This is a genomic window from Streptomyces sp. NPDC093261 (assembly GCF_044753645.1).
Taxonomy (GTDB): Bacteria; Actinomycetota; Actinomycetes; order Streptomycetales; family Streptomycetaceae; genus Streptomyces.
Map to the genome: position 1 here is coordinate 1 of NZ_JBIVNO010000017.1, position 23,971 is coordinate 23,971.

Below are 23,971 nucleotides of genomic sequence, written 5' to 3' on the forward strand. Positions count from 1 at the left end.
ACCAGCGGCTGCAGCCTGCTGTCGCCCACACCTCCAGCAGACCGCAGCCGACTGGCCGCTGTCACCGCCCAGACTGCAATCTGAAACGAACGACGCCTCACGTGGCGAAACGTGAACTCAAGACCAGATCACTAGGTGTTCTGTCCCGGGAGCCACGCCTCCGCGGCCGCCATCTCATCCGGCGCATAAGTATGCGGCCGATCGAAAGGTCATTGACCTTCGGTCGGTCGCATTCCTATGCTCTGAGAACATGGAGCTGATCCAGCACACGTCGGACCTGTCCGCCTACTTGGCCGCAGGCGAAGCCATCGATCACCGTCATCCGGTAGTGCGCGAAACGGCCGCGCGGCTGGCCGGGCGGGTCGCAGACTCGTATGCCTATGCGCAAGCCGCCTATGAGTTCGTGCGCGACACCATCCCGCACTCCGCCGACAGCGGTGACCCGCGGGTCACCTGGCGCGCCTCCGACGTCCTCCGGGAGCGCACCGGCATCTGTCACGCCAAGGCGCACACCCTGGCCGCGCTGCTGCGGGCCGAGGACATCCCGACGGCGCTCTGCTACCAGCGGCTGCTGCACGACGACGGCAGCGGCCATGTCGTGCACGGGCTGGTCGCCGTGCGGTTCCGCGGTGCCTGGCACCGGCAGGATCCCCGCGGGAACAAGCCGGGGGTGGACGCCCGGTTCTCCCTTGGCGGTGAGCGGCTGGCCTGGATCCCCGACGAGAAGTCCAATGAGGTGGACTATCCAGACCTGTACACTGAACCTCACCCGGCCGTGCTGGGCGCCCTCAAAGCCGCGCCCGACCGGCCGGCCCTCTGGAAGACGCTCCCCACCGCACTCTGAGGCAGCCGATGACTCTCACCCTGACCGTGTCCGACGAGGTGCGCGCCCTCGCGCCCGGCTTCACGCACGTCGCGATCGAGGCCCATGGACTCGTCAACGGGCCCAGCAACGAGGGCACGTCGGAGCTGCTCGACGAGGCGGCCCGCCGTCTCGCCATACGCCTGGACGGGCGTGCACCGCACGAGGATCCGCACATGGATGCCTGGCGCGCGGCGTACACGGCCTTCGGCGCCAAGCCGTCGCGCACCCGCAACTCGGCCGAGGCGCTCGCCCGGCGGGCCCTGTCGGACGCCGGCCTGCCCAGGATCAATCTGCTCGTCGATGTCTACAACGCGATCAGCGTGGCCCATCTGATCCCGGTCGGCGGCGAGGACCTCGCTCTCATCCAGGGCGCCATGTGGCTGGTCAGGGCCACGGGTGAGGAGGAGTTCACGACCGTCGCGGGCGGCGAGGCGACCGTCGAGCGCCCGGAGCCGGGCGAGGTCGTCTGGCGCGACGAGGCGGGTGTGACGTGCCGCCGCTGGAACTGGCGCCAGGGGCCTCGCACCCGGCTGACCGAGGAGTCGACTTCCGCCGTCTTCCTGCTGGAGAGCCTGGCGCCGATGCCGGTGGCCGACGTGGAGCGAGCCGGTGCCGAACTGGCCGAACTCCTGGAGAAGTTCAGCCCCGGAGCGCGGATCACGGTGCACGCCCCGGCCTGACCCTCGCTCAGTGCGCCTCGGCGGCGCGCAGCTCCTCGACGGTCGGGGCCGTGCCGCCGAGGTGGGCCGGCATCCACCACGCGTCCTCGGGGCCCTTGGGGCGCGCGGGGTAGGCGCGCTGGGCGGCGTCCAGCAGCTCCTGGACGCGCTCGCGCAGCTGACGGGTCAGCGCGCCCGCGTACGAGTCCCGCGAGGCCTCGATCGCTTCGCCGACCCGGATGGTGATCGGGGTGTGGCTGCGCTTGAGGTTGCGCGGGTGACCCTTGGTCCACAGCCGCTGGGTGCCCCAGAGGGCCATCGGGACCAGCGGGACGCCCGCTTCCTGGGCCAGCCGCACCGCACCCGACTTGAAGCTCTTCAGGGTGAACGACTGGGAGATCGTGGCCTCGGGGAAGACGCCGACGACCTCGCCCGACCGCAGCGAGTCCAGCGCGTGCGCATAGGCGGCCTCGCCCTCCCTGCGGTCCACCGGGATGTGCTTCATGGCGCGCATCAGCGGGCCGGAGATCCTGTGCCGGAAGACGGACTCCTTGGCCATGAAGCGGACCAGGCGCTTCTGCGGCAGGGCCGCCAGGCCGTTGAAGATGAAGTCCAGATAGCTGATGTGATTGCTCACCAGCACCGCGCCGCCCGAGCTGGGGATGTTCTCCGACCCCTTGCAGTCGATCTTCAGGTCCCATGCCTTGAACATCGTGAGGGCGAGACCGATGACGGGACGGTAGACGAGCTCAGCCATGGACGGGGCGGACCCTTCTCTCTGCCTGGGAAGGGACTCCCGGCGGAAGTTACGCAGCCGTAGGTTTACGGCGTCTCGCAGATCGTGCCCCAAGAACGGACGCGGGGCCAGTTCTGGTGCCCGCGCGCGGCGAGATCCTCATCACGTCGGGCGTATGACCCATCGTGGGGTTTTCATACGGTCATAGTCCGCCATATGCCTTGTGTACCGGCGCGCGCCCTAAGGGCGGATGCGGCTCGCACCCGACGCGGTGCCCGAACCCGTCGTCCGGGGGGCGGTGGAGCGGAGTGCGGGAATCTTTGCGGTCGCGGGAACGCTGCAACGGAGAATGACCGGATGGGTGACGTGGGGCCGTGCTCGCCCCGGCGGCGTCGACGGAGTGCCGCAGTGGCGGCGGAGCGGGAGGGTGGAAGTGCGCGGGCTGGACGACGGAACGCGGCTCGGACGGCCGAGTTGGGCCGGGGGCTCGGCGAGCGAGCGACACTCGTCCAGTTCTCCAGCGCCTTCTGTGCCCCCTGCCGGGCCACACGCCAGGTCCTCGCGGAGGTCGCCGGGATGGTGCCAGGGGTCGCCCATGTGGAGATCGACGCCGAGCAGCGGCTCGAACTGGTCCGCGCGCTCGGCATCCTGAAGACGCCCACGGTGCTCGTGCTGGACGCGGACGGGCGCATCGTGCGACGGGCGGCGGGCCGGCCCCGCAAGGCGGATGTGATCGCGGCCCTCGGCGAGGCCGTCTGACGCCGCTCCGGCCGGGGCGGCCCGGCCGCTTGAAACCATGCGAGGTGAACTGTGAGGCAGCCGGTGACGCATCTCGCGGATTCAGGGGCGCACTTGACTGTGCGCACCACCTATCGTCAGCCTGACCGTATGCCCCCGGAACTCCTTCTTTTCGAGCGTGTCCACGTGGATCTGGCCCGCACCGCAAGTGCCCGCTGTCCGGCCTGCTGACCAGCCACGGTTTCTGCCCCACGCCCCCTCCCAGAAGGACGCTCCATGACGGCAACGCCCGGCCTCGGCGCCGCTCGGCTCGCTTCCCCGGACCTCCTGCGTGCCGTCTTCCGCCGGCACGCGGCGGGGGTCGCCGTGATCACCGCCCGGGGGGACGGCGGTCCGGTGGGCTTCACCGCCACCTCCCTCACGTCCGTCTCCGCCGAGCCGCCTCTCGTCTCGTTCGGCATCGGCGTCGGCGCCTCCAGCTGGCCCGCCGTCTCCCGGGCCGGCCATGTCGGCGTGCACATACTCGGCGAGCACCAGGAGGCCCTGGCCGGCACCTTCGCCCGCAGCGGCGCCGACCGCTTCGGTGCGCCCACCCGCTGGCGCGAGGGCCCCCACGGGGTTCCCGTCCTGGACGGCGTGCTCGCCTGGCTCGTGTGCCGGGTGGTGGCACGGGTGCCCGCCGGCGACCACCGCCTGGTGCTCGCCGAGGTCGTCCACGGCGACCCGTCCGGCGCCGGCCGCCCGCTGCTCTACCACCAGGGACGCTTCAACGGACTGCGTGACTGAACCTACTGGCCGGTTACACAGCGTTGCCAAGGTCACAGTTCAAAGCGCTTGCTTAGCGGGCAGGTAGTGGGTGTACTGGCGAGTAATATTTCGTTCGGAGCGCGGGGTCGCCCCGACCGGGATCGGCCGCTTCAGGCGCCTATGCTGCCTGCAAGAAGGCAGCCCAGAAATGACGATGCAGTAGGAGAGCCGGCGTGAGCTTGAGGATCGTTGTCACTGTGAAGTACGTGCCCGACGCCACTGGCGACCGGCACTTCGCCGATGACCTGACCGTCGACCGGGACGACGTGGACGGTCTGCTCTCCGAGCTGGACGAGTACGCCGTCGAGCAGGCGCTGCAGATCGCGGAGGACGCCGACGACGCCGAGGTCACCGTGCTGACCGTGGGCCCGGAGGACGCCAAGGACGCGCTGCGCAAGGCCCTGTCGATGGGCGCCGACAAGGCGATCCACGTCGAGGACGACGACCTGCACGGCACCGACGCCATCGGCACCTCGCTGGTGCTGGCCAAGGCCATCGAGAAGGCCGGCTACGACCTGGTCATCTCCGGCATGGCCTCCACCGACGGCACCATGGGTGTCGTGCCGGCGCTGCTGGCCGAGCGCCTGGGCGTGCCGCAGGTGACGCTGCTGTCCCAGGTGTCCGTCGAGGACGGCACCGTGAAGGGCCGCCGTGACGGCGACGCCGCCTCGGAGCAGCTGGAGGCGTCCCTGCCGGCCGTCGTGTCGGTCACCGACCAGTCGGGCGAGGCTCGTTACCCGTCCTTCAAGGGCATCATGGCGGCCAAGAAGAAGCCGGTTCAGTCCTGGGACCTCTCCGACCTGGACATCGAGGCCGACGAAGTGGGCCTCGAGAACGCCTGGACCGCGGTCGAGGCCGTTGCGGAGCGCCCGGCGCGCACCGCGGGCACCATCGTCAAGGACGAGGGCGAGGGCGGCAAGCAGCTCGCTGAGTTCCTCGCGAGCCAGAAGTTCATCTAAGGCTCCTCAGCCTGACCGCCCCTGAAGACTTCGCAATCCGCAAGGAGATCCATTCCCATGGCTGAAGTTCTCGTCTACGTCGACCACGTGGACGGTGCCGTCCGCAAGCCCACCCTGGAGCTGCTGACGCTGGCCCGGCGCATCGGCGAGCCGGTCGCCGTCGCCCTCGGCAACGGTGCCGCCGACACGGCCGCCGCGCTCGCCGAGCACGGCGCGGTGAAGGTGCTCACCCACGACGCGTCCGAGTACGCCGACTACCTGGTCGTGCCGAAGGTGGACGCGCTGCAGGCCGCCTACGAGCAGGTGTCTCCGGCCGCCGTCCTGGTCCCGTCCTCCGCGGAGGGCAAGGAGATCGCCGCCCGTCTCGCGCTGCGCATCGGCTCCGGCATCATCACCGACGCCGTCGACCTGGAGGCCGGCGACGAGGGCCCGGTGGCGACCCAGTCGGTGTTCGCCGCCTCCTTCACCACCAAGTCCCGTGTCTCCAAGGGCACCCCGGTCATCACGGTCAAGCCGAACTCGGCCGCCGTGGAGGCCGCCCCGGCCGCCGGCAGCGTCGAGGAGCTGGCGGTGACGTTCTCCGACAAGGCGACCGGCACCAAGGTCACCGGCCGTACGCCGCGTGAGTCGACGGGCCGCCCCGAGCTGACCGAGGCCGCGATCGTGGTCTCCGGTGGCCGTGGTGTCAACGGCGCGGAGAACTTCGCGATCATCGAGGCGCTCGCCGACTCCCTCGGCGCGGCCGTCGGTGCCTCGCGTGCCGCCGTCGACGCCGGCTGGTACCCGCACACCAACCAGGTCGGCCAGACCGGCAAGAGCGTGTCGCCGCAGCTGTACATCGCCTCCGGGATCTCCGGTGCGATCCAGCACCGCGCCGGTATGCAGACCTCGAAGACGATCGTGGCGATCAACAAGGACGCCGAGGCCCCGATCTTCGACCTGGTCGACTACGGCGTGGTCGGCGACCTGTTCGAGGTCGTCCCGCAGCTGACCGAGGAGATCAAGACCCGTAAGGGCTGAGTCACCTCGGGGTACGAGGCCCCCGGGACCGCGTTGCGGTCCCGGGGGCCTCGCTCATCCCAGGGTCAGGGACGCCTGCACCGGCAGATGGTCGCTCGGGAACCGCCCATCGGGGGCGAAGGTGTTGACGCAGGCCCAGTGCGCGGTCACGCCGGGCGTCGCCAGGATCCAGTCGATGCGATCGCCGTACGCCGTCGGCGGACGGTAGCCGTGGAACGTGCCGTACGGCGCGGTGCGCTCGGCCGCCGTGTCCCAGGTGTCCACGAGACCGGCGCCGAGCAGGGTGTCGTAGGCGGGGTTCTTGTGGGCGGGTGCGTTGAAGTCGCCCGTCACCACGAGCGGCAGAAAACGGTCCAGTCCGGCGATGCGGTCGGCGATGAGGGACGCGGCACGCGCGCGTGCGTGCTGACTCTTGTTGTCCAGGTGGGTGTTGAGAACATAGAACTCCCGCCCGGGGGCCTGCGCGTCGCGGAAGCTGACCCACGTGACCATGCGGATGCAGGCACCGCCCCAGGTGTTCGAGCCGATCACATCGGGGGTGTCGGAGAGCCAGAAGTGGTCGTACTGCACCGGGGTCAGCCGGCGCGTGTCGTAGAAGACGGCCACGAACTCGTCGCGGCTGCCGCCCGCGCGGCCCGTGCCGAGCCAGGCGTACTCCGCCCCGAGGTCGGCCGCGATGTCGCGCACCTGGGCGTACAGACCTTCCTGCGTGCCGATGACATGCGGCCGTTCGCGGCCCAGCAGTGCGCGCATCGCCGGGCGGCGGACCGCCCAGCGGTGGGGTCCTGTGCCGCTCGCGTACCGCAGATTGAACGACATGACCTCCAGATGGCGCTCGCGAGGGCCCGGGGCCGAGGCGCGCTGCGGTGACAGTGCCGCACCGGAGACGGGCACGACGACCGCTGCCGCCACGGCGGTCTTGAGGCCCAGGCGGCGCGTGACGCTGCTGAGAGGGGGCACGGGAGGCTCCTTCTGGGGCGGGTGCCGGACGAGCCCTGCGCCCCGTAGTGTGACAGAGCCGGATGAGTTGGGCGTGAACAGCGCGAGCGCGGGAGTGTCCCGCCCTGAAGGAAGGAGCGCCTCACGCGTCCGGAAGGTGTTGACCCACGACGACAGCCACGGATAGCTTCGCTCTACGGATTGTTGATTCCGTGCAGCGGAAAGTGGGAGGGTGCGGGATGGGCCACGGCCGGCAGGAGCGGGTCTCGACGACCCTCGCGGGTGCCGTCAGCGAGGAGATCGGCGCCTCCCTCGCCCCGGTCGACGCCGAGTTGGAGCGCCGCTACCCCGGTGACCCCGGCACGCGCCAGCCCGTCCACACGGTCTACGTCCCGGGGGACGCCTTCGCCGCCGACACCATCCGCTCCTGGGGCGACGCGGCCCTGGCCGCCCTCGACGAACACGCCCCGGACGCCGCGTCCTTGGCCGCCGTGCTCGGCCTCCCGGACCACCTCGCCGAATCCGTCCACGACCGCGTCCGCGCGAAGCTGGAGCGCGAACCGGTCGAAGACCTGCGCGTCGACTTCGAGGACGGCTACGGACCGCGGCCGGACGCCGAGGAGGACCAGGCGGCCGCCCGCGCCGCGCGACTGATCGCGCGGGCCTGCCACGACGGCACGGCGGCCCCGTACATGGGCATTCGCATGAAGTGCATGGAGGCGCCGGTACGTGACCGCGGCATCCGCACGCTCGACATCTTCCTGACCGGCCTGATGGAGGCCGGCGGGCTGCCGCGGGGCCTCGTCCTCACCCTGCCCAAGGTCACCTACCCCGAGCAGGTCACCGCGATGGTGCGGCTGCTGGAGGAGTTCGAGAAGGCGCACGGGCTGGAGCCGGGCCGGATCGGGTTCGAGATCCAGATCGAGACCAGCCAGGCCATTCTCGCCGCCGACGGCACGGCGACCGTGGCACGCATGATCCAGGCCGCCGGGGGACGGGCCACCGGACTGCACTACGGCACCTTCGACTACAGCGCCTGCCTCGGGGTGTCCGCCGCGTACCAGTCCAGCGACCACCCGGCCGCCGACCATGCCAAGGCCGTCATGCAGGTCGCGGCCGCCGGCACCGGCGTACGCGTCTGCGACGGCTCCACCAACGTCCTGCCGGTCGGCCCGACCGAGAAGGTCCACGAGGCGTGGCGGCTGCACCACGGCCTCACCCGGCGGGCCCTGGCCCGCGCCTACTACCAGGGCTGGGACATGCATCCCGGTCACCTTCCCACCCGGTACGCGGCGGTCTTCGCCTTCTACCGCGAGGGCTTCGAGCAGGCCGCGGCGCGCCTGGTCCGGTACGCGGGCCGGACCGGCGGCGATGTCATGGACGAGCCGGCGACCGCGAAGGCGCTGAGCGGCTATCTGCTGCGCGGGCTGGACTGCGGCGCGCTCGACGTGGCCGAGGTCGCCCGGGCGACCGGCCTGACCCGGGCGGACCTGGAGGGCTTCGCGAGGCCGCGACGCGGCGACCTGACGGCTTCGCCACAGTAGGCGCGCGCCGGGGCGGGAGCCCGCGACGGCGTCGGCCCGGCCCGGCCGGCCTGCCCCGGCGCGCCCGCTCTCGCAGGACCGGTCCCTCCGCGCGGGCGACGGCACGATGCCCGTCGCCCGCGTGCGCCGCCCGTCAGTCCGCGGGCGGCAGTTCGCCCGAGCCGCGGGTGATCAGACGGGTCGGGAGTTCGATGCGCTCCGGAGTGACGAGCGAGCCGTCGAGCTGGCGGAAGAGCCGCTCGGCGGCCGTGCGCCCGAGGGCGGCGGCGTCCTGGGCGACGACCGTGACGCCGGGCTTGAGGAGATCGGCCAGCTCGAAGTCGTCGAAGCCGACGAGGGCGACCGGACGGTCGTGCTCGGCCAGGACGCGCACGACGGTGACCGTCACCCGGTTGTTGCCGGCGAAGATCGCGGTGACGGGCACGGGACCGGAGAGCATCTCCTCGGCGGCCCGCCGCACCCGCTCGGGGCCGGTGACGCCGAGGGACATCCAGGAGGGCTCGACGGGTATCCCCGCGTCCTCCATGGCGGCCCGGTAGCCGCGCAACCGCTCCGCCGCGGTGTGGATGCGGGGCATGTCGCCGATGAAGCCGATCCGCCGGTGGCCGTGCGCGATGAGATGGGCCACCCCGGCCCGGGCGCCGCCGAAGCTGTCGGACAGCACCACATCCGCGTCGATCCTGCCGGCCGGGCGGTCCACGAACACCGTGGCGACGCCCGCCCTGAGCTCGGGCTCCAGATAGCGGTGGTCGTCCCCGGCCGGGATGACCACCAGCCCGTCCACCCGGCGCGCGCACAGCGCCAGCACCAACTCCTGCTCGCGCTCCGGGTCCTCCGCGCTCGACCCGTTGATCAGCAGGGCACCGTGGGCGCGGGCGACCTCCTCGACCGCGCGGCTGAGCGGTCCGTAGAACGGGTCCGCGAGATCCTCCAGGACCAGGCCGATGCTCGCGGTGCGCCCCTTGCGCAGGACCCGCGCGCTGTCGTTGCGACGGAAACCCAGGGCCTCGATGGCCTCCTGGACCCGGCGCTCGGTGTCCGGGGTGACTCCGGGCTCGCCGTTGACGACACGCGAGACCGTCTTCAGGCCCACTCCGGCTCGTGCCGCGACGTCCTTCATCGTCGGACGATTGCCGTAGCGGTTTCCGGAGGCGCGGTCTCCTCGGCGTGCGGTCTCGGGCACGATGCGCTGTCCTGTCCTGTCGTCCACGGGGGTGCGGCGGTCCATGGGGTTGTATGAGGATGTGGCGTCGAGCATAGAGCCTGGACAACGTTGTCAGATGCGGGGGACACTGTCCACCGTAATCTCCGGCCTGCGCCTTCCCCCACAGGCGCCTCCTGCCCGTACCCGGCCGGAGGCCCGGACCCCGCGGTGACCGCCGGGGCGCGTCCGGTCCGGCACGACTCCGGTACGACTCAAGCCTTGGGAGATCCGACACTGATGCACAACGACCTCGTGGCCGCGCTCGACATCGGCGGCACCAAGATCGCCGGGGCACTGGTGGACAGCCACGGCCGGATCCTGCTGCGCGCGCAGCGCGCGACCCCCGCGCTGGAGGACGGCGACACCGTGATGGGCGCCGTGGCGGACGTCATCGCGGAGTTGGCGCTCTCCCCGCTCTGGTGCAGGGCGCGTGCCGTCGGGATCGGCAGCGCGGGCCCCGTGGACGCCTCCGCGGGGACGGTGAGCCCGGTCAACGTACCGGGCTGGCGGGGCTATCCGCTCGTCGAGCGGGTCCGTGCGGCGACGGGCGGCCTGCCCGTCCGGTTGATCGGCGACGGCGTGGCGATCACGGCCGCCGAGCACTGGCAGGGTGCCGCGCGCGGTCATGACAACGCGCTCTGCATGGTCGTGTCCACGGGCGTCGGTGGCGGTCTCGTCCTGGGCGGGCGGCTGCACCCGGGCCCGACCGGCAACGCGGGCCACATCGGGCACATCAGCGTCGACCTGGACGGCGACCCCTGCCCCTGCGGTTCGCGCGGCTGCGTGGAACGCATCGCGAGCGGACCCAACATCGCGCGCCGCGCGCTGGACCACGGCTGGCGGCCGGGCCCGGACGGCGACACCTCGGCCGCCGCGGTGGCCGCCGCCGCCCGTCAGGGCGACCCGGTGGCCGTGGCCTCCTTCGAGCGGGCCGCGCAGGCGCTGGCCGCGGGAATCGCCGCGACCGCCACGCTGGTGGAGATCGACATCGCGGTCATCGGCGGGGGAGTGGGCAAGGCGGGCGAGGTTCTCTTCACGCCCCTGCGCAGAGCCCTTTCCGACTACGCCACCCTGTCCTTCGTCCAGGGCCTGACGGTCACTCCCGCGTTGATGGGCACCGACGCGGGACTCGTGGGCGCGGCCGCGGCGGCCCTGGGGGGCCGGGACAGCATGCCTACGGCGGGCGTCGCGACCTGACGGGAAGCCACGGGGAGGGACCGGGCCGGGCCGTGCACCCCAGCGGCGGGCGCGGGCCAGGCGTCGACGGCCCGCGTCCTCGGGCGGACGCCGCTTCTTCTTATGGTCTGCGGCGTCCTCGGCCAGGAGTCCGCAGATTCGGCAGGCGGCTTCTCGGCAAGTAGTCCGCATCGCGCATGACGGGCCGCTCTGTCGGGCGGTGGTCCGCTTCTTCGCGGGCGGACGGCCCCCGGGCTGGGGTTCCATGAGGCGCGCGGCGGGCCGCTCCCTTGGACGGGCCCGTCATCTCCTACGCCGGCCGAAAACGCGCAGGAGCCCCGGCACTCGTGTGGAAGCACCGCCCTCTCATGCGACGCCCGCCACGTCGCACGCAGCGCCAGTGAGGCCAGGCCGACGGGGCAGACGTGGTCACAGCCGCACTCAGGACCGGGGCCGCCGGCCCCGCCAAGTGCTGCGGAGCGCGGCCCTGTACGACGGCGCCGGAACCCGCCGCATGGTGGCGCACGCGACGATGGGCTTCAGCGGTTTCAGCGGTAAGGTGCCTGGCCATGACGCGTACCGAACCATCCGACGCGCCAAGGGTGTTCATCTCCTACGCGCACGAGGACGACGGCGGGGCCCACGCCGACCAGGTGTGGGAGCTGTACCTCCTGCTGCGGGCCAACCACGTGGACGCGAAGTTGGACCGCGTCGCGGCCGGGCGGCGTCAGAACTGGCCCAGTTGGATGCTGGAGGAGGTTCAGAAGGCGGACTTCGTCCTGGTGATCGCCTCACCCGCCTACAAACAGCGGGCCGAGGGCGGCGAGGCCCCGGGGGTCGGACGAGGGGTCGCCTGGGAGACGGGACTCCTCGGGGAGTATGTGTACCGGCACCCCCGGACCTGGTACCGCCGCGTCCTCACCGTCGTGCTGCCGGGAGCCTCCCCGGACTCTCTGCCCGCATACCTCCTGCCCACGGCCGTACCGCCCTTCCTGGTCGATCCCCTTGCCCCCGGGGGCGCCGAGGAGCTGCTGCGCTATCTGCACCAACGGCCGTGGGAGGTCGAGCCCGAGCTGGGACCGCCGCCGGTGCTGCCGCCGCGTGACACCTCGGCGTGCGCTCGACAGGGCGGGGATCCACCGGAGTTGGCCGAGTTATGGCACAGCTCGCAGGCCGCCGCCGCCGAGGCCGAGATCGTCGGCGTGCATCCCCTGGGCCACGACCTGCTGCTCTCCCACGGGCTGTATGTACAGCGCACCATCGAGAAGGACGTCATCGCGGCCCTGGAGGGCCCGGGGTGCACAGCGGTGGTGGGTGAGGCCGGCTACGGCAAGACGAGCCTCGTCTGGAGCCTTCACCGGCGCTTCGCGGAGCAGGGACGGCGTCCGTTGTTCGTCCGGGCCAGCAGCCTGCTGTCCGGCCTCTACGAGGCGGGGCGGGGCGGCTCCGCCCGGCGCAGGGGCGTTCTCGCGCCCGAGGTGGTCCTGCGCGCCATCGAGCAGGCGGCCCGGCGGGAACCCACGACGCCTCTCCTGGTCGACACCGTCGACCTGCTCATGCACAGTGACGACGCCTGCGCCCTCGTCGTCGACGTGGTGCGCGCCGCCGACCGCCTGCGCCTGCCCACGCTCCTGACCTGCCGCCCGGTGGAGGCCCAGCGTCTGACCACGGCCGCGGCAGGAGCGGGAGTGGACGTCTGGACCCGGGTCCTCGCGTCCTACGACGCCGACGAGTGGCCCGAGGCGGTCCGCAGCTACGCCCGCGGTTTCTACGACGGACTGGCCGGCGCGCGGCCGACCGAAGAGGTCGTCGACCGGGTCACGAACGCCGCCTCGATGGGCCGCGCGCTCCGGGAGGTGTGCGCCAACCCCTTCGCGCTGCGCCTCCTGTTCGAGCTGTACGCGCCCGAGATGCCCGAGGAGGACGTGGACACGCCTCATCTGTACGACCGGTTCTGGAAGCGCCGGGTGGTGAGCGATCAGCGGGCCTGGCGGACGTCGACGGCCCTCCCCGCGGCCGATCTGTCCGCACACGCCAGGGCTGCCGCGCGCCTGATCCTCGCCTCGAGCCGGCTCGATGCCCGGCGGGCCGTGCTGGAGGACGGGATCGGGGCCCAGCTGGCCCGCACCCGAGGCCCGGCCGCGCAGGACCGCCCCGAGGTGCCGGCTGCCCTGGAGGCGCTGCGCTCACGGGGCGTGCTCTCGATCCGGGAGCAGACCGGGTACCTCTGGTTCTTCCATCAGACGTTCTTCGAGCACGCGGCGGCGCGGGGCGTGCTCGCCTGCGGCAGTTCCGCGGTCGACGACCTGATGAGGAGAGTCGCCCGCGACCCGGCGGACCTCTACTTCGGCGAGGTGGCGGGTGAGGTCCTGCTGATGGCCGGACGGCTGCCCGAAGCGGGCGGCGAGACCTTCTCCAAGGACCGGGCCGACGCGGCACTGTCCGACTGGCTCGCCTCCGACGACCCCGCTCTGCTGGGCATGGGACTGCGGGTCTACGCCAAGTTCAAAGAGCCCGGCCCGCTGGTGCGTGAGAAAGCGCCGGGCGCACTGAAGCGCGCCGACACCCCCCTGATCGACCGCTTCCTGCGGCTGCTGCCGTCCGTGACCCATGGGGACCTGCGCCGGCCGCTGGACGACCTGGCGCTGCTGTGGGCGCGGGAGCGGGACGGAAAGCGGGTCCGCAAGGGCGTCATCGAGGCGCTGGTGCGGCTTGGGACCCAGGACGCCGTGGCCGTCGAGGCGTTCACCCGGGACCACGGCTGTTTCGAGTGGCTGCGTTCCCTGCCCGCCAACGAACTGCATCACAACGAAAGACTGGCCTTCCGGCTCCTCGACGCCGTGGTGGTGGCCAACCAGGAGCGCGTCGTCGATCTCGCCGCCGAGTTCTGGCGGGTGGCCGTGGGCACCGGAAGACTCGCCCTGTTGACCGACCTGCTGGTGCGCATGGCCCGCTGGGCCCTTCCCCCACGGCTCGTCCGGAAGTCCATCAAGACCTTCATGGAGGAGCTGGGGGACCTTCGGCCGGACAAACAGGACACCGTGCCCTTTGAGAGGGCATTCGGCGGCCTCTTCCTCACCAGTGCGCCGAGGGCCGAGGAGGTCCTCCCGGAACTGCGCAGACGGCTGGGGCTCGGCAAGGGCCGGGCGGCGGCCGACGGGCAGGAGCGCCGCACGAACGTCCTGGCCCTGCGGACGACGCTGCGCATGTACACGGCCGCCGTACTCGGCGGACTCGCCGTCGATCCCGCCGGCTACCTGGACACGGTCCTGTCCACGCGGGACCCGGCGCACCAACTGGCCGTGTGCTATGGCGTCCTGACGGAGTCGCTCATCGGACGGGCGGGGCGCTTCGGGCACGACCCGCGCTCCACCGCCGACGACACGGACACCGCGCCGGAGGCCGGCAATCCCCTCACCGCCGAGGCACGCCGACGCTGCGTGCGGGCACTGCGGGACCTGCCGTGCGAGGAGAACTCGCCGCTGGGCGGCAAGGACGAGAAATGGCTGTGGCGCAACGCCCTCCAGGAGGCGCGGCTGCCGGCCGAGATCCTGCTCGCGGTGCTGCCCGAGGCGCGGCCCGGTCCGGCCGACCCGGACCGGTCGCTGTGGCTGAGCAACAGCGGCCTGAGCTCCTTCCTGATCTCCGCCGCCACCGCCGGACATGCCGAGGCCCGAACGGCCCTCACCGCCCTCGTCGGCGACCGGGAGGTCCAGGACAAGCTGCGGGGCACAAGGCAAGGGCGCGCCGCACTGGAGAACATCGTTGGCCGGCTCCAGTACGCCGTGCCCCGCCACCCCGGACTCGTCGACCATCTGATCGTCTACGCGCGGACCGCGGCGAGGCCGGACGTGCTCCACCAGACGCTGGGTGACATGGCCAAGGCCGAGCGATCCGACGCGCACGACGCCGCGCCGGTCCGGGCATGGCTCCCGTCCCCGCACCGTCAGGCGCTGGTCGAGTACCGGCAACGGCTCGTCGCCGACCGCAGACCGGACATCCGCCGGCACGGCTTCATTCTCTGGAAGGTCCACCTCGAACTCGGCTTCGACGACTACCCGACGATCGACGAGATCGTGGGGGCCTGGGAAGCGGCGGCGGCGCAGGACCTGCGCAACGCCCTCCTGGAACTCGCGACGGTGACCGTCCCGGCCCGGGTGTGGGACGCGAAGGCTCCCACGGTGCTGCTGCGCGCCCTCAGGCCGCTGCTCAAGGCCGGCCGGGCGGCACGGGCCGAGCCGCCGTGCCGGGCCACCGAGCAGGTGATCAGCCATGAGTCGAAGGTCCGCATGCTGCTGACCCAGGCGCACGCCCATCTCGGAGCGCTGCACCGCGCCGACGGCATCGTCGCCTTCGCGCTCTGCCTGGCCGAGCGCGCCGGCTACGACGTGCGCTCGAATCTCGGCAGCGGGACGGTGAGCGAGATCTTCAGGTCTCTGGGCTTCCTCATGGAGCGGCTCGTCTCCCAGGACCCCGTGGAGGCGGCCCGTCTGACGGCGACGATCGTGGAGGCGATGCACCGGGTCCAGCCCGAGAACGTGAAGTGGAAGCGCGACATCGCCCGGCCCTGGGCGGTCTTCCTGGGGGACCTGTGCACCCGCCTGGCGCCGGTCGACCAGGAGCGCTGGATACGGCGCATGCTGTGCGAACCGGCGTTCTGCGCCCCCGTGGTGTCGGCCGCGGCCCAGCTCAAGCCCAAACCGGCCTGGCTGGACGCGCTGTTCCGCGAGGAGGCCACGCCGGCCTCGCTGCGGGAGAGCATGAGGGGCAGCAACTACCTCCATGGTAGGACGGAGGGCACCTTGGGCGGCTGGCCGGAACTGCGGGAGATGGCCCCGCTGTACTGACCGGCCCCGGCGCACGGGCCATACGACGGACACGAGGGCCGGCCGGCGCTCCACGCCCGTGCCATGCCACCGGAGAAGGGCGAGCGGGGGCCGTGACCCGAGGCCGGTGGCGGCAGTTGAACCGGTCATGAAGAAGCGCAGCATGCTCGCCCTCGCCTCCCTCGCCACCGGCTTCGTCGTGGCGGCCGTCACCCCCTCCCACGCCGCCCCCCGCGACGCGGTCGGCGACCTGAACGTCAAGGACACCCTGAGCGCGGTGGACCACACCATCGACCAGGACGGCCTCACCACCGAGGACGGCGCCCTGGGGCAGAACGGCTGAGGGGGAGCCGAAGACGCGGCGCCGGTACCCCTGCGGTCCAGGGGTACCGGCGCCGCGGCATGCGGCCACCGGCGTCCCCGTGATCGGCCCCGGACGCACCCTCATCAGCGCCGGGTTTCCGTGGCAGGGTGGAGCGGGCAAGCCACAGGGGGCCAACAGAAGAGGGGGGAACCGTGATCGTCTGGATCAACGGCGCGTTCGGTGCGGGGAAGACCACCGCCGCACGGGAAGTGATCGAGCTGATCCCGAACAGCACGCTCTTCGACCCCGAGGTCATCGGCGGAGCGCTCACGCACCTGCTCCCGCCCAAACGCCTCGCCGAGGTCGGCGACTTCCAGGACCTTCCGATCTGGCGACGGCTCGTGATCGACACCGCGGCAGCCATCCTCGCGGAACTCGGTGGTGTCCTCGTGGTTCCGATGACGCTGCTGCGCCAGGAGTACCGCGACGAGATCTTCGGCGGCCTCGCCGCCCGGCGTATCTCCGTATGCCATGTCCTGCTTGCCCCGGCCGAAACGATCCTGCGCGAGCGGATAGCCGGCCGGGAGGTGCCACCCGACCTTCCCGACGGCGAGATGCGGACCCGCCAGTGGTCCTACGACCACATAGAGCCCTACCGCACCGCTCTGGCCGGCTGGCTCGCCGCCGACGCCCACCCCGTCGACACCAGCGCGCTCACGCCGTACGAGAGCGCTCTGCGGATCGCCGAGGCCGTACGAACCGGCGACGCGCCCGTCAGCGACATCGTGCAGACCCCCGAGCCGACCTCCGAGACCCTTGCGGCCGGTGTGCTCCTGTTCGACGAGCAGGACCGTGTGCTGCTCGTCGACCCCACCTACAAGGCCGGCTGGGAGTTCCCCGGGGGTGTCGTCGAGCCCGGCGAGGCCCCGGCCCGCGCCGGCATACGCGAGGTCGCCGAGGAGACCGGGATCACGCTCGAGGAGGTCCCCCGGCTCCTCGTCATCGACTGGGAGTCCCCCGCGCCCCCTGGATACGGCGGACTGCGCCTCCTCTTCGACGGAGGCCGCCTCGACAGCACCGAGGCCGAGCGCGTCCTGCTGCCCGGGCCCGAGCTGCGCGCCTGGCGCTTCGTCACCGAGGCGGAAGCGGCCGATCTCCTTCCGCCCGTGCGCTACGAGCGTCTCCGCTGGGCACTACGGGCCCGCGAACGCGGCGCGGCGCTCTATATGGAGGCTGGCGTGCCGCTGGGCTGACGGGCCATCACATGACGCCAACGCGGACGTCGGGCGTGGGTGACCGGCGCGTCCCCGTGGTGAGCGAGTCCATGGGGGGAGGACGTAGGAGAGGGGCCCGCCCCTGGGCGAGGGCCCCCTGCCGTGAGCGGAGCCGCTCAGCTCGCCGCGTAGGCGCGCAGGAAAAGGGCCTCGGCGAGCGACAGGCGCTCCAGTTCCTGCGGGGACACGCTCTCGTTGAGCGCGTGGATCTGCGCCTCCGGCTCGCTCAGGCCGATGAGGAGGATCTCGGCCTGCGGATAGAGCGATGCGAGGGTGTTGCAGAGCGGGATGGAGCCGCCCTGGCCCGCGTACTGCATCTCCTCGCCCGGGTAGGCGACCGCCATCGCCTCGGCCATCGCGGTGTACGCCGGGCCGGAGGAGTCCGCCCGGAACGCCTGCCCCTGCCCGATCTGCTCCGTCCGCACCCGGGCGCCCCACGGCGTGTGGGTCTCCAGGTGGGCCTGGAGCAGCTTCGTCGCCTCGGCCGCGTCCACGCCCGGCGGCACCCGCAGGCTGATCAGCGCGCGGGCGCTCGCCTGCACCGACGGGGTCGCGCCCACGACCGGCGGGCAGTCGATGCCGAGGACCGTCACGGCGGGGCGGCTCCACAGACGGTCGGCGACCGGACCGGAGCCGATCAGCTCCACACCCTCGATCACCTTGGCGTCCTTGCGGAACCGCTCCTCTTCGTACCGCAGGCCCTCCCAGGCGGACCCGCCCGTGAGACCGTCGACGGTCGTCGAGCCGTCCTCCGAGCGCAGCGAGTCCAGGACGCGGATCAGCGCGGCCAGGGCGTCCGGGGCCGCGCCGCCGAACTGGCCGGAGTGCAGATTGCCCTCCAGGGTGTCGATCGCCACACGGACCAGGGTCATCCCGCGCAGCGTGGTGGTGGCGGTCGGCAGACCCAGCCGGAAGTTGCCCGCGTCACCGATGACCATGGCGTCGGCCGTCAGCAGGTCCGGGTGCTGCTCGGCGTACCGCTCCAGGCCGCCTGTGCCCTGCTCCTCCGAGCCCTCCACGATCACCTTCACATGGACGGGCACCCCGCCGTTGACCCGCAGCGCCCGCAGCGCCAGCAGGTGCATGAGGACACCGCCCTTGCAGTCGGCGGCGCCGCGCCCGTACCAGCGGCCGTCGCGCTCGGTCAGCTCGAAGGGCGGCGTGGTCCAGCCGGCCTCGTCGAGCGGCGGCTGCACATCGTAATGGGCGTACAGGAGAACGGTCTTCGCGCCCTCGGGGCCCGGCAGAAACCCGTACACCGACTGTGTGCCGTCCGGAGTGTCCAGCAGTGCCACGTCCTGGAAGCCCTCGGCGAGCAGCGCGTCGGCGATCCAACCCGCCGCGCCCTCGCTCTCCGCCCTGGGGAACTGGCCGAAGTCCGCCACCGATTTGAAGGCCACCAGTTCGGTGAGCTCCTCCTTCGCCCTGGGCATCAGCGAGGCGATGGTCTCGGCGACTGGATTCGACGACATGGGAACGCTCCTTGGGGTGCGATGTGGCACCGATGGGTACTTCTGTGTAGGTGTGTACTTCCGTGTGCGAGTGATCACGCGGTGGTACGAGCACACGGGCGTGCAGGGCACGTACGCTGCCGATACTCCCACAGCGGCCTGCGACGACGCCGCCGTAGGATGCGGGGGACAGGTGCGGCAGGCGGCTTGATCGGGAGCAGTAGACCATCGTGAGCAGCGAGAACTCTTCGGCGGACGGCGTGCAGCGGGTGTGGGACGTCGTCGTGGTGGGCGCGGGACCCGCGGGGGCCTCGGCCGCCTACGCGGCGGCCGTCGCGGGACGCAGCGTGCTGCTGCTGGAGAAGGCGGAGCTGCCCCGTTACAAGACCTGCGGCGGCGGCATCATCGGCCCCTCGCGTGACTCCCTGCCGCCCGGGTTCGAGCTGCCGCTGCGCGACCGAGTGCACGCGGTCACCTTCTCCAACAACGGCCGCTTCACCCGCACCCGGCGCTCCAAGCAGATGCTGTTCGGGCTGATCAACCGTCCCGAGTTCGACCAGCAACTCGTCGAGCAGGCGCAGAAGGCGGGTGCGGAGCTGCGGACGGGTGTGACGGTCTCGCGGGTCGAGCAGCACGGCTCGGCGGTGCCCGACCGGCGCAGTGTCGCCGTCGTGCTCCAGGGCGGTGAGACGCTACTGGCGCGCGCCGTGGTGGGCGCGGACGGCAGCGCCAGCCGGATAGGGGCCCATGTCGGAGTGAAGCTCGACCAGGTGGACCTGGGCCTGGAGGCGGAGATCCCGGTTCCGGAGACCGTCGCCGAGGACTGGAAGGGGCGGGTGCTCATCGACTGGGGGCCGATGCCCGGCAGCTACGGCTGGGTTTTCCCGAAGGGCGACACGCTGACGGTCGGCGTGATCTCCCGGCGCGGTGAAGGCGCCGCCACCAAGCGGTATTTGGAGGACTTCATCGCCCGGCTCGGGCTCGCCGGCTTCGAACCGAGCATCTCCTCCGGGCACTTGACCCGCTGCCGTGCCGACGACTCACCGCTGTCGCGCGGGCGGGTGCTGGTGTGCGGGGACGCGGCCGGGCTGCTGGAGCCGTGGACGCGGGAGGGCATCTCGTTCGCGCTGCGGTCGGGGCGGCTCGCCGGGGAGTGGGCGGTCCGGATCGCCGAGGCGCACGACGCGGTGGACACGCGGCGCCAGGCTCTGAACTACGCGTTCGCGATCAAGGCCGGTCTGGGTGTCGAGATGAGCGTCGGCAAGCGGCTGCTGACGGTGTTCGAGCGGCGCCCCGGTCTCGTCCATGCGGCGCTGACCGGCTTCCGCCCCGCGTGGAAGGCGTTCAAGGACATCACCCAGGGATCCTCCTCCCTGGGGGAGATGGTCCGCACCCGTCCCATCGCCCAGCGCGCCCTGACCGCGCTGGACCGGGGGCCGGAGGGGGAGGAGGTCAGCTCCTGAGCGTGATGTGGAAGACCGGGTGGTCGGGGGCGATCCGGCGCAGCTCCTGGTCCGGCGAGTCGGGGCCGACACCGTTGAAGAAGACCCCGACCTCCGCCTTCCAGCGCTTGAGGTAGGCGCGCAGCAGCGGAACCTTGTCGTCGTCGGCGACTTCGGTGGCTGTGAACACGTCCACGTTCTTGCCCAGACGCAGTTCGCCGCCGCCGGCCGCGCGCATGTTGCGGGTCCACTGCACATGGCCGCGCGGGGCGACCAGATACTGCCGGCCGTCCACGGTCAGCAGATTCACGGGGGTGGTGCGCCACTCGCCGCTCTTGCGGCCGCGGACCGCCAGCACCCTGGATCCCCAGATGCTGATGCCACGGCGGGTCACCCAGGCCACGGCGCGGTTGAAGACGTTGACGGTGAACCAGCCGGGCTTCCGGACGTGCGTGGACATGACCGTCCTCCATGGGCGGAAAGAAAGTGTGAGCGGTGCTCTCGCTGTGAGGAACAGTGTGGGGGAGATCGGTGCTCCGCCACAAGAGCGGTGCTCACTTTTTGGGGCGGTGCTCTGGCTTTGGCCGCTCTGGTTGGGGTGCGCTGCTCTGGTTGGGGTGCGCTGCTCTGGTTCGGGTGCGGCCGTTCCGGTTGCGGTGCGCTGCTCTGGTTGGGGTGCGCTGCTCTGGTTCGGGTGCGGCCGTTCCGGTTGCGGTGCGCTGCTCTGGTTCGGGTGCGGCCGCTCTGGCTCCGGCGCGCTGCTCTGGTCCTGGTGCACTGCTCTGGTCCCGGTGCGCTGCTCTGGTTCCGGTGCGCCGATCTCGTTTGCGTGCGGCGCTCTCACTTGTGTGCACTGCTCCGGAAACATGGCACACTGCGGACATGAGCACCCCCCAAGGAGCCCGCGCCCGCGCCCGGATCGAGGTCACCGCCGCCATCAAGGACGAGGCCCGCAGACAGCTCGCCGCGGAAGGCGCGGCCAGGCTCTCCCTGCGCGCCGTCGCCCGTGAGCTGGGCATGGTCTCCTCCGCGCTCTACCGCTACTTCCCCAGCCGGGACGACCTGCTCACCGCGCTGATCATCGACGCCTACGACGCCCTTGGAGAAGCGGCCGAGACCGCGGCCGCGCGGGCCGGCGACGTCGCCCCCGCGCGGCGCTGGGTCGCCGTGTGCGAGGCTGTGCGTCGCTGGGCGCTCGCGCACCCGCACGAGTACGCGCTGATCTACGGCACACCCGTGCCGGGTTACTCCGCGCCCGAGTCGACCATCCCGCCGGCCGCCCGCGTGGGGGTCCTGCTGGCCGGCATCGTGCGCGACGCCTACCGGGAGCGCGGCGTGGCCCGTACCCCGTTGCCCGCCGAACTCGAGCCGGAGGCCCGCCGTATGGCCGCCGACCTGGCGTTCGATCTGCCGCCCGAGGTGGTCACGGCCCTTGTCGCCTCCTGGGCGCAGTTGTACGGACTGGTCGGATTCGAGCTGTTCGGGCAGTTCAACAACGTCGTCGAGGACCGGGAGGCGTTCTTCCGGCACGCGGCGACCCAACTGGCGCATGGCGTGGGCCTGGTCTTCCCGTAGCCGCTGCTCACTTGGAACCGAGCCTGCTCCCTGCTTCCCAGCCGCTTCGCCGCTCCCTGGATCTCGGACCCTGGATCTCGGGCCCCGGGCCCCGGACCCCGGGCCCCGGACCCCGGACCCCGGGCCCCGGGCCCGGGCCCGGACGTACTCCCCGGGGAGTACAGGTGATCACCTCGCCCGGCTGACGTCGCCCGCGGCCCGCTGCGTCTAGCGTGAACGTCATGGAGGAGCAGAGCGCAGCGGCGCCACGTCGGTGGTCCGGACCGCCCTGGCCGCCCGGACCGCCCGGACCGTCATGGCGGCCCGGACCGCCGTGGTGGAGCCGTGGGCTCGACGAGCCCCGCGGCTCCCGTCTGCCCTGGCGCTCCACCCTGCTGCTCACCGCCCTGGTGCTCGTCGGTACGCATGTCGCGGCACTCGACCGGCAGGGCGACCGTGCGCACCCGGATGCCTTCGCCTACGCGCTGCTGCTGGTGGCCGCGGGGGCGCTGCTGTGGCGGCAGCGGCGTCCCGTGCCCGTCGTGTTCGTGACAACCGCGGCCGCGACCGTGTATCTGGGCGCCGGATACCCGTACGGCCCGGTGTTCCTCACTGTCGCCGTAGGCTGTTTCGGCGCGCTCGTCGCCGGGCGTCGCATGGCGGCGTGGACGGCCGTCGGGATGTTCTGGGTGGGGCATGTCCTCGTGTCGCACTGGCTGTACCGGTGGTTGCCCCCGCCCGGGGACTCGGCTGCCTCCTGGGGACAGGAACTGGTCGTCGCCACCTGGGTGATGGCGTTTGTGGCGGTCGCGGAGCTGGTGCGGGTCCGGCGCGAGCAGTGGGCGCGCGAGCGGGCCGAACGGGCGCAGGCCGCGCGCCGTCGTGCAGACGAGGAGCGGCTGCGCATCGCCCGTGAACTTCACGACGTCCTCGCCCACAGCATTTCCGTGATCAACGTCCAGGCGGGGGTCGGTCTCGCGCTGCTGGACTCCGACCCGGAACAGGCGCGCACGGCGCTCACCACGATCAAGGCCGCCAGCAAGGAGGCGCTCGGGGAGGTGCGTCAGGTGCTCGACACCCTGCGGACGCCCGGTGACGCGCCCCGCGCGCCCGCGCCCGGGCTCGGCCGGCTGCCGGAGCTGGTCGAGCAGGCCGCGGGCGCCGGGCTGACGGTCACCGTGGAGGGCACGGCGCCCCGGCTCGCCCCCGGTACCGATCTCGCCGCCTTCCGCATCGTCCAGGAGGCACTCACCAATGTCGTACGCCACTCCGGATCGCGGCACGCGCGCGTGCGCATCGGCACCGGGGCGGGGGCGCTGCGCCTCCGGATCGACGACGACGGGCCCGCGACCCGCGCCGAGGCGGGGGGCAGCGGCAACGGGCTCGCCGGAATGCGGGAGCGGGCCGCCGCGCTCGGCGGCACGATCGAGGCGGGCGCGCGGGCCGACGGCGGCTTCCGGGTGCTCGCCGTGCTGCCGCTGAGGCCGTCGCCCGAGGAGTCCGTCGAGTACCGGGAGGACCGATGATCCGTGTCCTGCTCGCCGATGACCAGTCGCTGGTCAGGGCCGGGTTCAAGGCGCTGCTGGACGCCCAGCCGGACATCGGGGTGGCGGGGGAGGCGGCCGACGGCGAGGAGGCACTGCGCAGGGTCCGCGAACTGCGGCCCGACGTCGTCTTGATGGACATTCGAATGCCGCGCGTCGACGGGCTCGCGGCGACCCGGGGGATCACGGGGGACCCGGATCTCCAGGCGGTGAAGGTGGTCATGCTCACCACCTTCGAACTCGACGAGTACGTCTTCGAGGCGATCCGCTCCGGAGCCTCGGGCTTCCTGGTCAAGGACACCGAGCCCGAGGAACTGCTCCGCGCCGTACGGGCCGTGGTGGAGGGCAACGCGCTGCTCTCGCCGGGTGTGACGAGGCGGCTGATCTCCGAGTTCGCCGCCCGCTCCAAGCAGCCCGCGGCCCTCGCCTCGCTCTCAGCGCTCACCGAGCGGGAACGGGAGGTGATGGCCCTGGTCGGGATCGGTCTGTCCAACGAGGAGATCGCCCGCCGGCTGGTCGTCAGCCCGCTCACCGCGAAGACCCATGTCAGCCGCACCATGGTGAAGCTCGGCGCGCGTGACCGGGCTCAACTGGTGGTACTGGCCTACGAGTCGGGGCTGGTACGACCCGGCTGGCTGGGCTGACCCCCGGCACCGCGCCCCAAGCGCACCAGCACGCTGACGACGCGCACGGTGAAGAGCGCGGCGGCCCCGATGGCCCCTGAGACGAGAAGTGTGTGCCGCGCGGTGCCCGCCAGGCCGAACGCGAACACCGGTCCCGCCACGGCACCGAACAGCAGGGCCGCCGCGAACGCGGCGGTGGCCAGCGCGTAGCCGATCTCGACCGTGATCGCGTCCCGCTCGGCCTGGGTGCGCCGTCGCCGGCCGCCGAGTGGACGCCCCCCGTGGTTCTCCATGTCCCGAGTCAAC

The 23,971-nt window shown here is 72.1% G+C and carries 20 protein-coding genes and 1 pseudogene; 15 read left to right on the forward strand and 6 right to left on the reverse strand.

Features of this window, described 5'->3' with window-relative positions; genetic code table 11:
• Positions 1 to 250 precede the first annotated feature (250 nt).
• The gene (locus ACIP94_RS28705; RefSeq protein WP_402431767.1) at positions 251 to 844 is read left to right on the forward strand and encodes a transglutaminase family protein; all 594 of its coding nucleotides are present in this window, start codon (positions 251 to 253) and stop codon (positions 842 to 844) included.
• Between the two features lie 8 nt (positions 845 to 852).
• Positions 853 to 1,545 (forward strand): B3/4 domain-containing protein, encoded by a 693-nt coding sequence (locus ACIP94_RS28710; protein ID WP_402431770.1) that lies wholly within the window; start codon positions 853 to 855, stop codon positions 1,543 to 1,545.
• Between the two features lie 7 nt (positions 1,546 to 1,552).
• Here ACIP94_RS28710 and ACIP94_RS28715 read toward each other — a convergent pair whose 3' ends face one another.
• Positions 1,553 to 2,281 (reverse strand): lysophospholipid acyltransferase family protein, encoded by a 729-nt coding sequence (locus tag ACIP94_RS28715; protein ID WP_402431773.1) that lies wholly within the window; start codon positions 2,279 to 2,281, stop codon positions 1,553 to 1,555.
• Between the two features lie 328 nt (positions 2,282 to 2,609).
• Between ACIP94_RS28715 and ACIP94_RS28720 the strand changes: the two are divergent.
• The 4 genes and pseudogenes from ACIP94_RS28720 to ACIP94_RS28735 all read left to right on the forward strand — a co-directional run bounded on the left by ACIP94_RS28720 (position 2,610) and on the right by ACIP94_RS28735 (position 5,784).
• A pseudogene (locus ACIP94_RS28720) lies at positions 2,610 to 3,019 on the forward strand (TlpA family protein disulfide reductase).
• A 255-nt stretch (positions 3,020 to 3,274) separates the two neighbouring features.
• Entirely contained in the window at positions 3,275 to 3,784 is a 510-nt protein-coding gene (locus tag ACIP94_RS28725) for a flavin reductase family protein (RefSeq protein WP_402431776.1), read from the forward strand.
• Between the two features lie 194 nt (positions 3,785 to 3,978).
• Positions 3,979 to 4,764: an electron transfer flavoprotein subunit beta/FixA family protein gene (locus ACIP94_RS28730; RefSeq protein ID WP_402431779.1), complete on the forward strand. Its 786-nt coding sequence runs from the start codon at positions 3,979 to 3,981 to the stop codon at positions 4,762 to 4,764.
• Positions 4,765 to 4,821: 57 nt separating this feature from the next.
• Complete coding sequence (locus ACIP94_RS28735; RefSeq protein WP_402431782.1) at positions 4,822 to 5,784, forward strand: electron transfer flavoprotein subunit alpha/FixB family protein; 963 nt, start codon at positions 4,822 to 4,824, stop codon at positions 5,782 to 5,784.
• 54 nt (positions 5,785 to 5,838) lie between these two features.
• Here ACIP94_RS28735 and ACIP94_RS28740 read toward each other — a convergent pair whose 3' ends face one another.
• On the reverse strand, positions 5,839 to 6,744 hold the full coding sequence (locus ACIP94_RS28740; RefSeq protein ID WP_402431785.1) for an endonuclease/exonuclease/phosphatase family protein: 906 nt from the start codon (positions 6,742 to 6,744) through the stop codon (positions 5,839 to 5,841).
• A gap of 218 nt (positions 6,745 to 6,962) precedes the next feature.
• Here ACIP94_RS28740 and ACIP94_RS28745 point away from each other — a divergent pair, with 218 nt between their 5' ends.
• The gene (locus ACIP94_RS28745; RefSeq protein ID WP_402431787.1) at positions 6,963 to 8,267 is read left to right on the forward strand and encodes a DUF6986 family protein; all 1,305 of its coding nucleotides are present in this window, start codon (positions 6,963 to 6,965) and stop codon (positions 8,265 to 8,267) included.
• A gap of 133 nt (positions 8,268 to 8,400) precedes the next feature.
• Here ACIP94_RS28745 and ACIP94_RS28750 read toward each other — a convergent pair whose 3' ends face one another.
• Positions 8,401 to 9,495 carry a LacI family DNA-binding transcriptional regulator gene (locus tag ACIP94_RS28750; RefSeq protein ID WP_402431790.1) on the reverse strand — a complete coding sequence of 365 codons (1,095 nt, stop codon included), beginning with the start codon at positions 9,493 to 9,495 and terminating at the stop codon, positions 8,401 to 8,403.
• A 213-nt stretch (positions 9,496 to 9,708) separates the two neighbouring features.
• On the opposite strand from ACIP94_RS28750, the gene ACIP94_RS28755 reads away from it, so the two are divergent.
• The 4 genes from ACIP94_RS28755 to ACIP94_RS28770 all read left to right on the forward strand — a co-directional run bounded on the left by ACIP94_RS28755 (position 9,709) and on the right by ACIP94_RS28770 (position 17,030).
• Complete coding sequence (locus ACIP94_RS28755) at positions 9,709 to 10,668, forward strand: ROK family protein (RefSeq protein WP_402432191.1); 960 nt, start codon at positions 9,709 to 9,711, stop codon at positions 10,666 to 10,668.
• Between the two features lie 548 nt (positions 10,669 to 11,216).
• The gene (locus tag ACIP94_RS28760) at positions 11,217 to 15,494 is read left to right on the forward strand and encodes a TIR domain-containing protein (RefSeq protein WP_402431793.1); all 4,278 of its coding nucleotides are present in this window, start codon (positions 11,217 to 11,219) and stop codon (positions 15,492 to 15,494) included.
• A 127-nt stretch (positions 15,495 to 15,621) separates the two neighbouring features.
• Positions 15,622 to 15,816 (forward strand): hypothetical protein, encoded by a 195-nt coding sequence (locus ACIP94_RS28765; RefSeq protein ID WP_402431796.1) that lies wholly within the window; start codon positions 15,622 to 15,624, stop codon positions 15,814 to 15,816.
• 173 nt (positions 15,817 to 15,989) lie between these two features.
• Positions 15,990 to 17,030: an NUDIX domain-containing protein gene (locus tag ACIP94_RS28770; RefSeq protein WP_402431799.1), complete on the forward strand. Its 1,041-nt coding sequence runs from the start codon at positions 15,990 to 15,992 to the stop codon at positions 17,028 to 17,030.
• A 137-nt stretch (positions 17,031 to 17,167) separates the two neighbouring features.
• On the opposite strand, the gene ACIP94_RS28775 is transcribed toward ACIP94_RS28770, so the two are convergent.
• Positions 17,168 to 18,523, reverse strand: a complete 1,356-nt coding sequence (locus tag ACIP94_RS28775; RefSeq protein WP_402431801.1) for a dipeptidase — start codon at positions 18,521 to 18,523, stop codon at positions 17,168 to 17,170.
• 209 nt (positions 18,524 to 18,732) lie between these two features.
• Here ACIP94_RS28775 and ACIP94_RS28780 point away from each other — a divergent pair, with 209 nt between their 5' ends.
• Positions 18,733 to 19,965 (forward strand): geranylgeranyl reductase family protein, encoded by a 1,233-nt coding sequence (locus ACIP94_RS28780; protein ID WP_402431804.1) that lies wholly within the window; start codon positions 18,733 to 18,735, stop codon positions 19,963 to 19,965.
• On the opposite strand, the gene ACIP94_RS28785 is transcribed toward ACIP94_RS28780, so the two are convergent.
• A complete protein-coding gene (locus ACIP94_RS28785; protein ID WP_402431807.1) occupies positions 19,955 to 20,404 on the reverse strand; it encodes a nitroreductase family deazaflavin-dependent oxidoreductase in 450 nt (149 codons plus the stop codon). The two genes, ACIP94_RS28780 and ACIP94_RS28785, sit on opposite strands and share 11 nt — an antisense overlap.
• A gap of 422 nt (positions 20,405 to 20,826) precedes the next feature.
• Between ACIP94_RS28785 and ACIP94_RS28790 the strand changes: the two genes are divergently transcribed.
• From ACIP94_RS28790 to ACIP94_RS28800, 3 genes are all read left to right on the forward strand, one after another.
• Entirely contained in the window at positions 20,827 to 21,519 is a 693-nt protein-coding gene (locus ACIP94_RS28790; RefSeq protein ID WP_402431811.1) for a TetR/AcrR family transcriptional regulator, read from the forward strand.
• A 221-nt stretch (positions 21,520 to 21,740) separates the two neighbouring features.
• Entirely contained in the window at positions 21,741 to 23,024 is a 1,284-nt protein-coding gene (locus ACIP94_RS28795; RefSeq protein WP_402431814.1) for a sensor histidine kinase, read from the forward strand.
• Positions 23,021 to 23,686, forward strand: a complete 666-nt coding sequence (locus tag ACIP94_RS28800; RefSeq protein WP_402431817.1) for a response regulator — start codon at positions 23,021 to 23,023, stop codon at positions 23,684 to 23,686. The genes ACIP94_RS28795 and ACIP94_RS28800 overlap by 4 nt, the downstream gene beginning before the upstream one ends.
• Here ACIP94_RS28800 and ACIP94_RS28805 read toward each other — a convergent pair.
• Positions 23,647 to 23,958 (reverse strand): DUF6332 family protein, encoded by a 312-nt coding sequence (locus ACIP94_RS28805; protein WP_402431821.1) that lies wholly within the window; start codon positions 23,956 to 23,958, stop codon positions 23,647 to 23,649. The two genes, ACIP94_RS28800 and ACIP94_RS28805, sit on opposite strands and share 40 nt — an antisense overlap.
• Between the last annotated feature and the right edge of the window lie 13 nt (positions 23,959 to 23,971).

What these genes read in the sequence shown, in the direction of transcription:
- ACIP94_RS28705 (WP_402431767.1), top strand. Translation starts at nt 251, where the DNA reads ATGGAGCTGATCCAGCACACGTCGGACCTGTCCGCCTACTTGGCCGCA.
- ACIP94_RS28710 (WP_402431770.1), top strand. Translation starts at nt 853, where the DNA reads ATGACTCTCACCCTGACCGTGTCCGACGAGGTGCGCGCCCTCGCGCCC.
- ACIP94_RS28715 (WP_402431773.1), bottom strand. Translation starts at nt 2,281, where the DNA reads ATGGCTGAGCTCGTCTACCGTCCCGTCATCGGTCTCGCCCTCACGATG.
- ACIP94_RS28725 (WP_402431776.1), top strand. Translation starts at nt 3,275, where the DNA reads ATGACGGCAACGCCCGGCCTCGGCGCCGCTCGGCTCGCTTCCCCGGAC.
- ACIP94_RS28735 (WP_402431782.1), top strand. Translation starts at nt 4,822, where the DNA reads ATGGCTGAAGTTCTCGTCTACGTCGACCACGTGGACGGTGCCGTCCGC.
- ACIP94_RS28745 (WP_402431787.1), top strand. Translation starts at nt 6,963, where the DNA reads ATGGGCCACGGCCGGCAGGAGCGGGTCTCGACGACCCTCGCGGGTGCC.
- ACIP94_RS28750 (WP_402431790.1), bottom strand. Translation starts at nt 9,495, where the DNA reads ATGGACCGCCGCACCCCCGTGGACGACAGGACAGGACAGCGCATCGTG.
- ACIP94_RS28755 (WP_402432191.1), top strand. Translation starts at nt 9,709, where the DNA reads ATGCACAACGACCTCGTGGCCGCGCTCGACATCGGCGGCACCAAGATC.
- ACIP94_RS28760 (WP_402431793.1), top strand. Translation starts at nt 11,217, where the DNA reads ATGACGCGTACCGAACCATCCGACGCGCCAAGGGTGTTCATCTCCTAC.
- ACIP94_RS28765 (WP_402431796.1), top strand. Translation starts at nt 15,622, where the DNA reads ATGAAGAAGCGCAGCATGCTCGCCCTCGCCTCCCTCGCCACCGGCTTC.
- ACIP94_RS28775 (WP_402431801.1), bottom strand. Translation starts at nt 18,523, where the DNA reads ATGTCGTCGAATCCAGTCGCCGAGACCATCGCCTCGCTGATGCCCAGG.
- ACIP94_RS28785 (WP_402431807.1), bottom strand. Translation starts at nt 20,404, where the DNA reads ATGTCCACGCACGTCCGGAAGCCCGGCTGGTTCACCGTCAACGTCTTC.
- ACIP94_RS28790 (WP_402431811.1), top strand. Translation starts at nt 20,827, where the DNA reads ATGAGCACCCCCCAAGGAGCCCGCGCCCGCGCCCGGATCGAGGTCACC.
- ACIP94_RS28795 (WP_402431814.1), top strand. Translation starts at nt 21,741, where the DNA reads ATGGAGGAGCAGAGCGCAGCGGCGCCACGTCGGTGGTCCGGACCGCCC.
- ACIP94_RS28800 (WP_402431817.1), top strand. Translation starts at nt 23,021, where the DNA reads ATGATCCGTGTCCTGCTCGCCGATGACCAGTCGCTGGTCAGGGCCGGG.
- ACIP94_RS28805 (WP_402431821.1), bottom strand. Translation starts at nt 23,958, where the DNA reads ATGGAGAACCACGGGGGGCGTCCACTCGGCGGCCGGCGACGGCGCACC.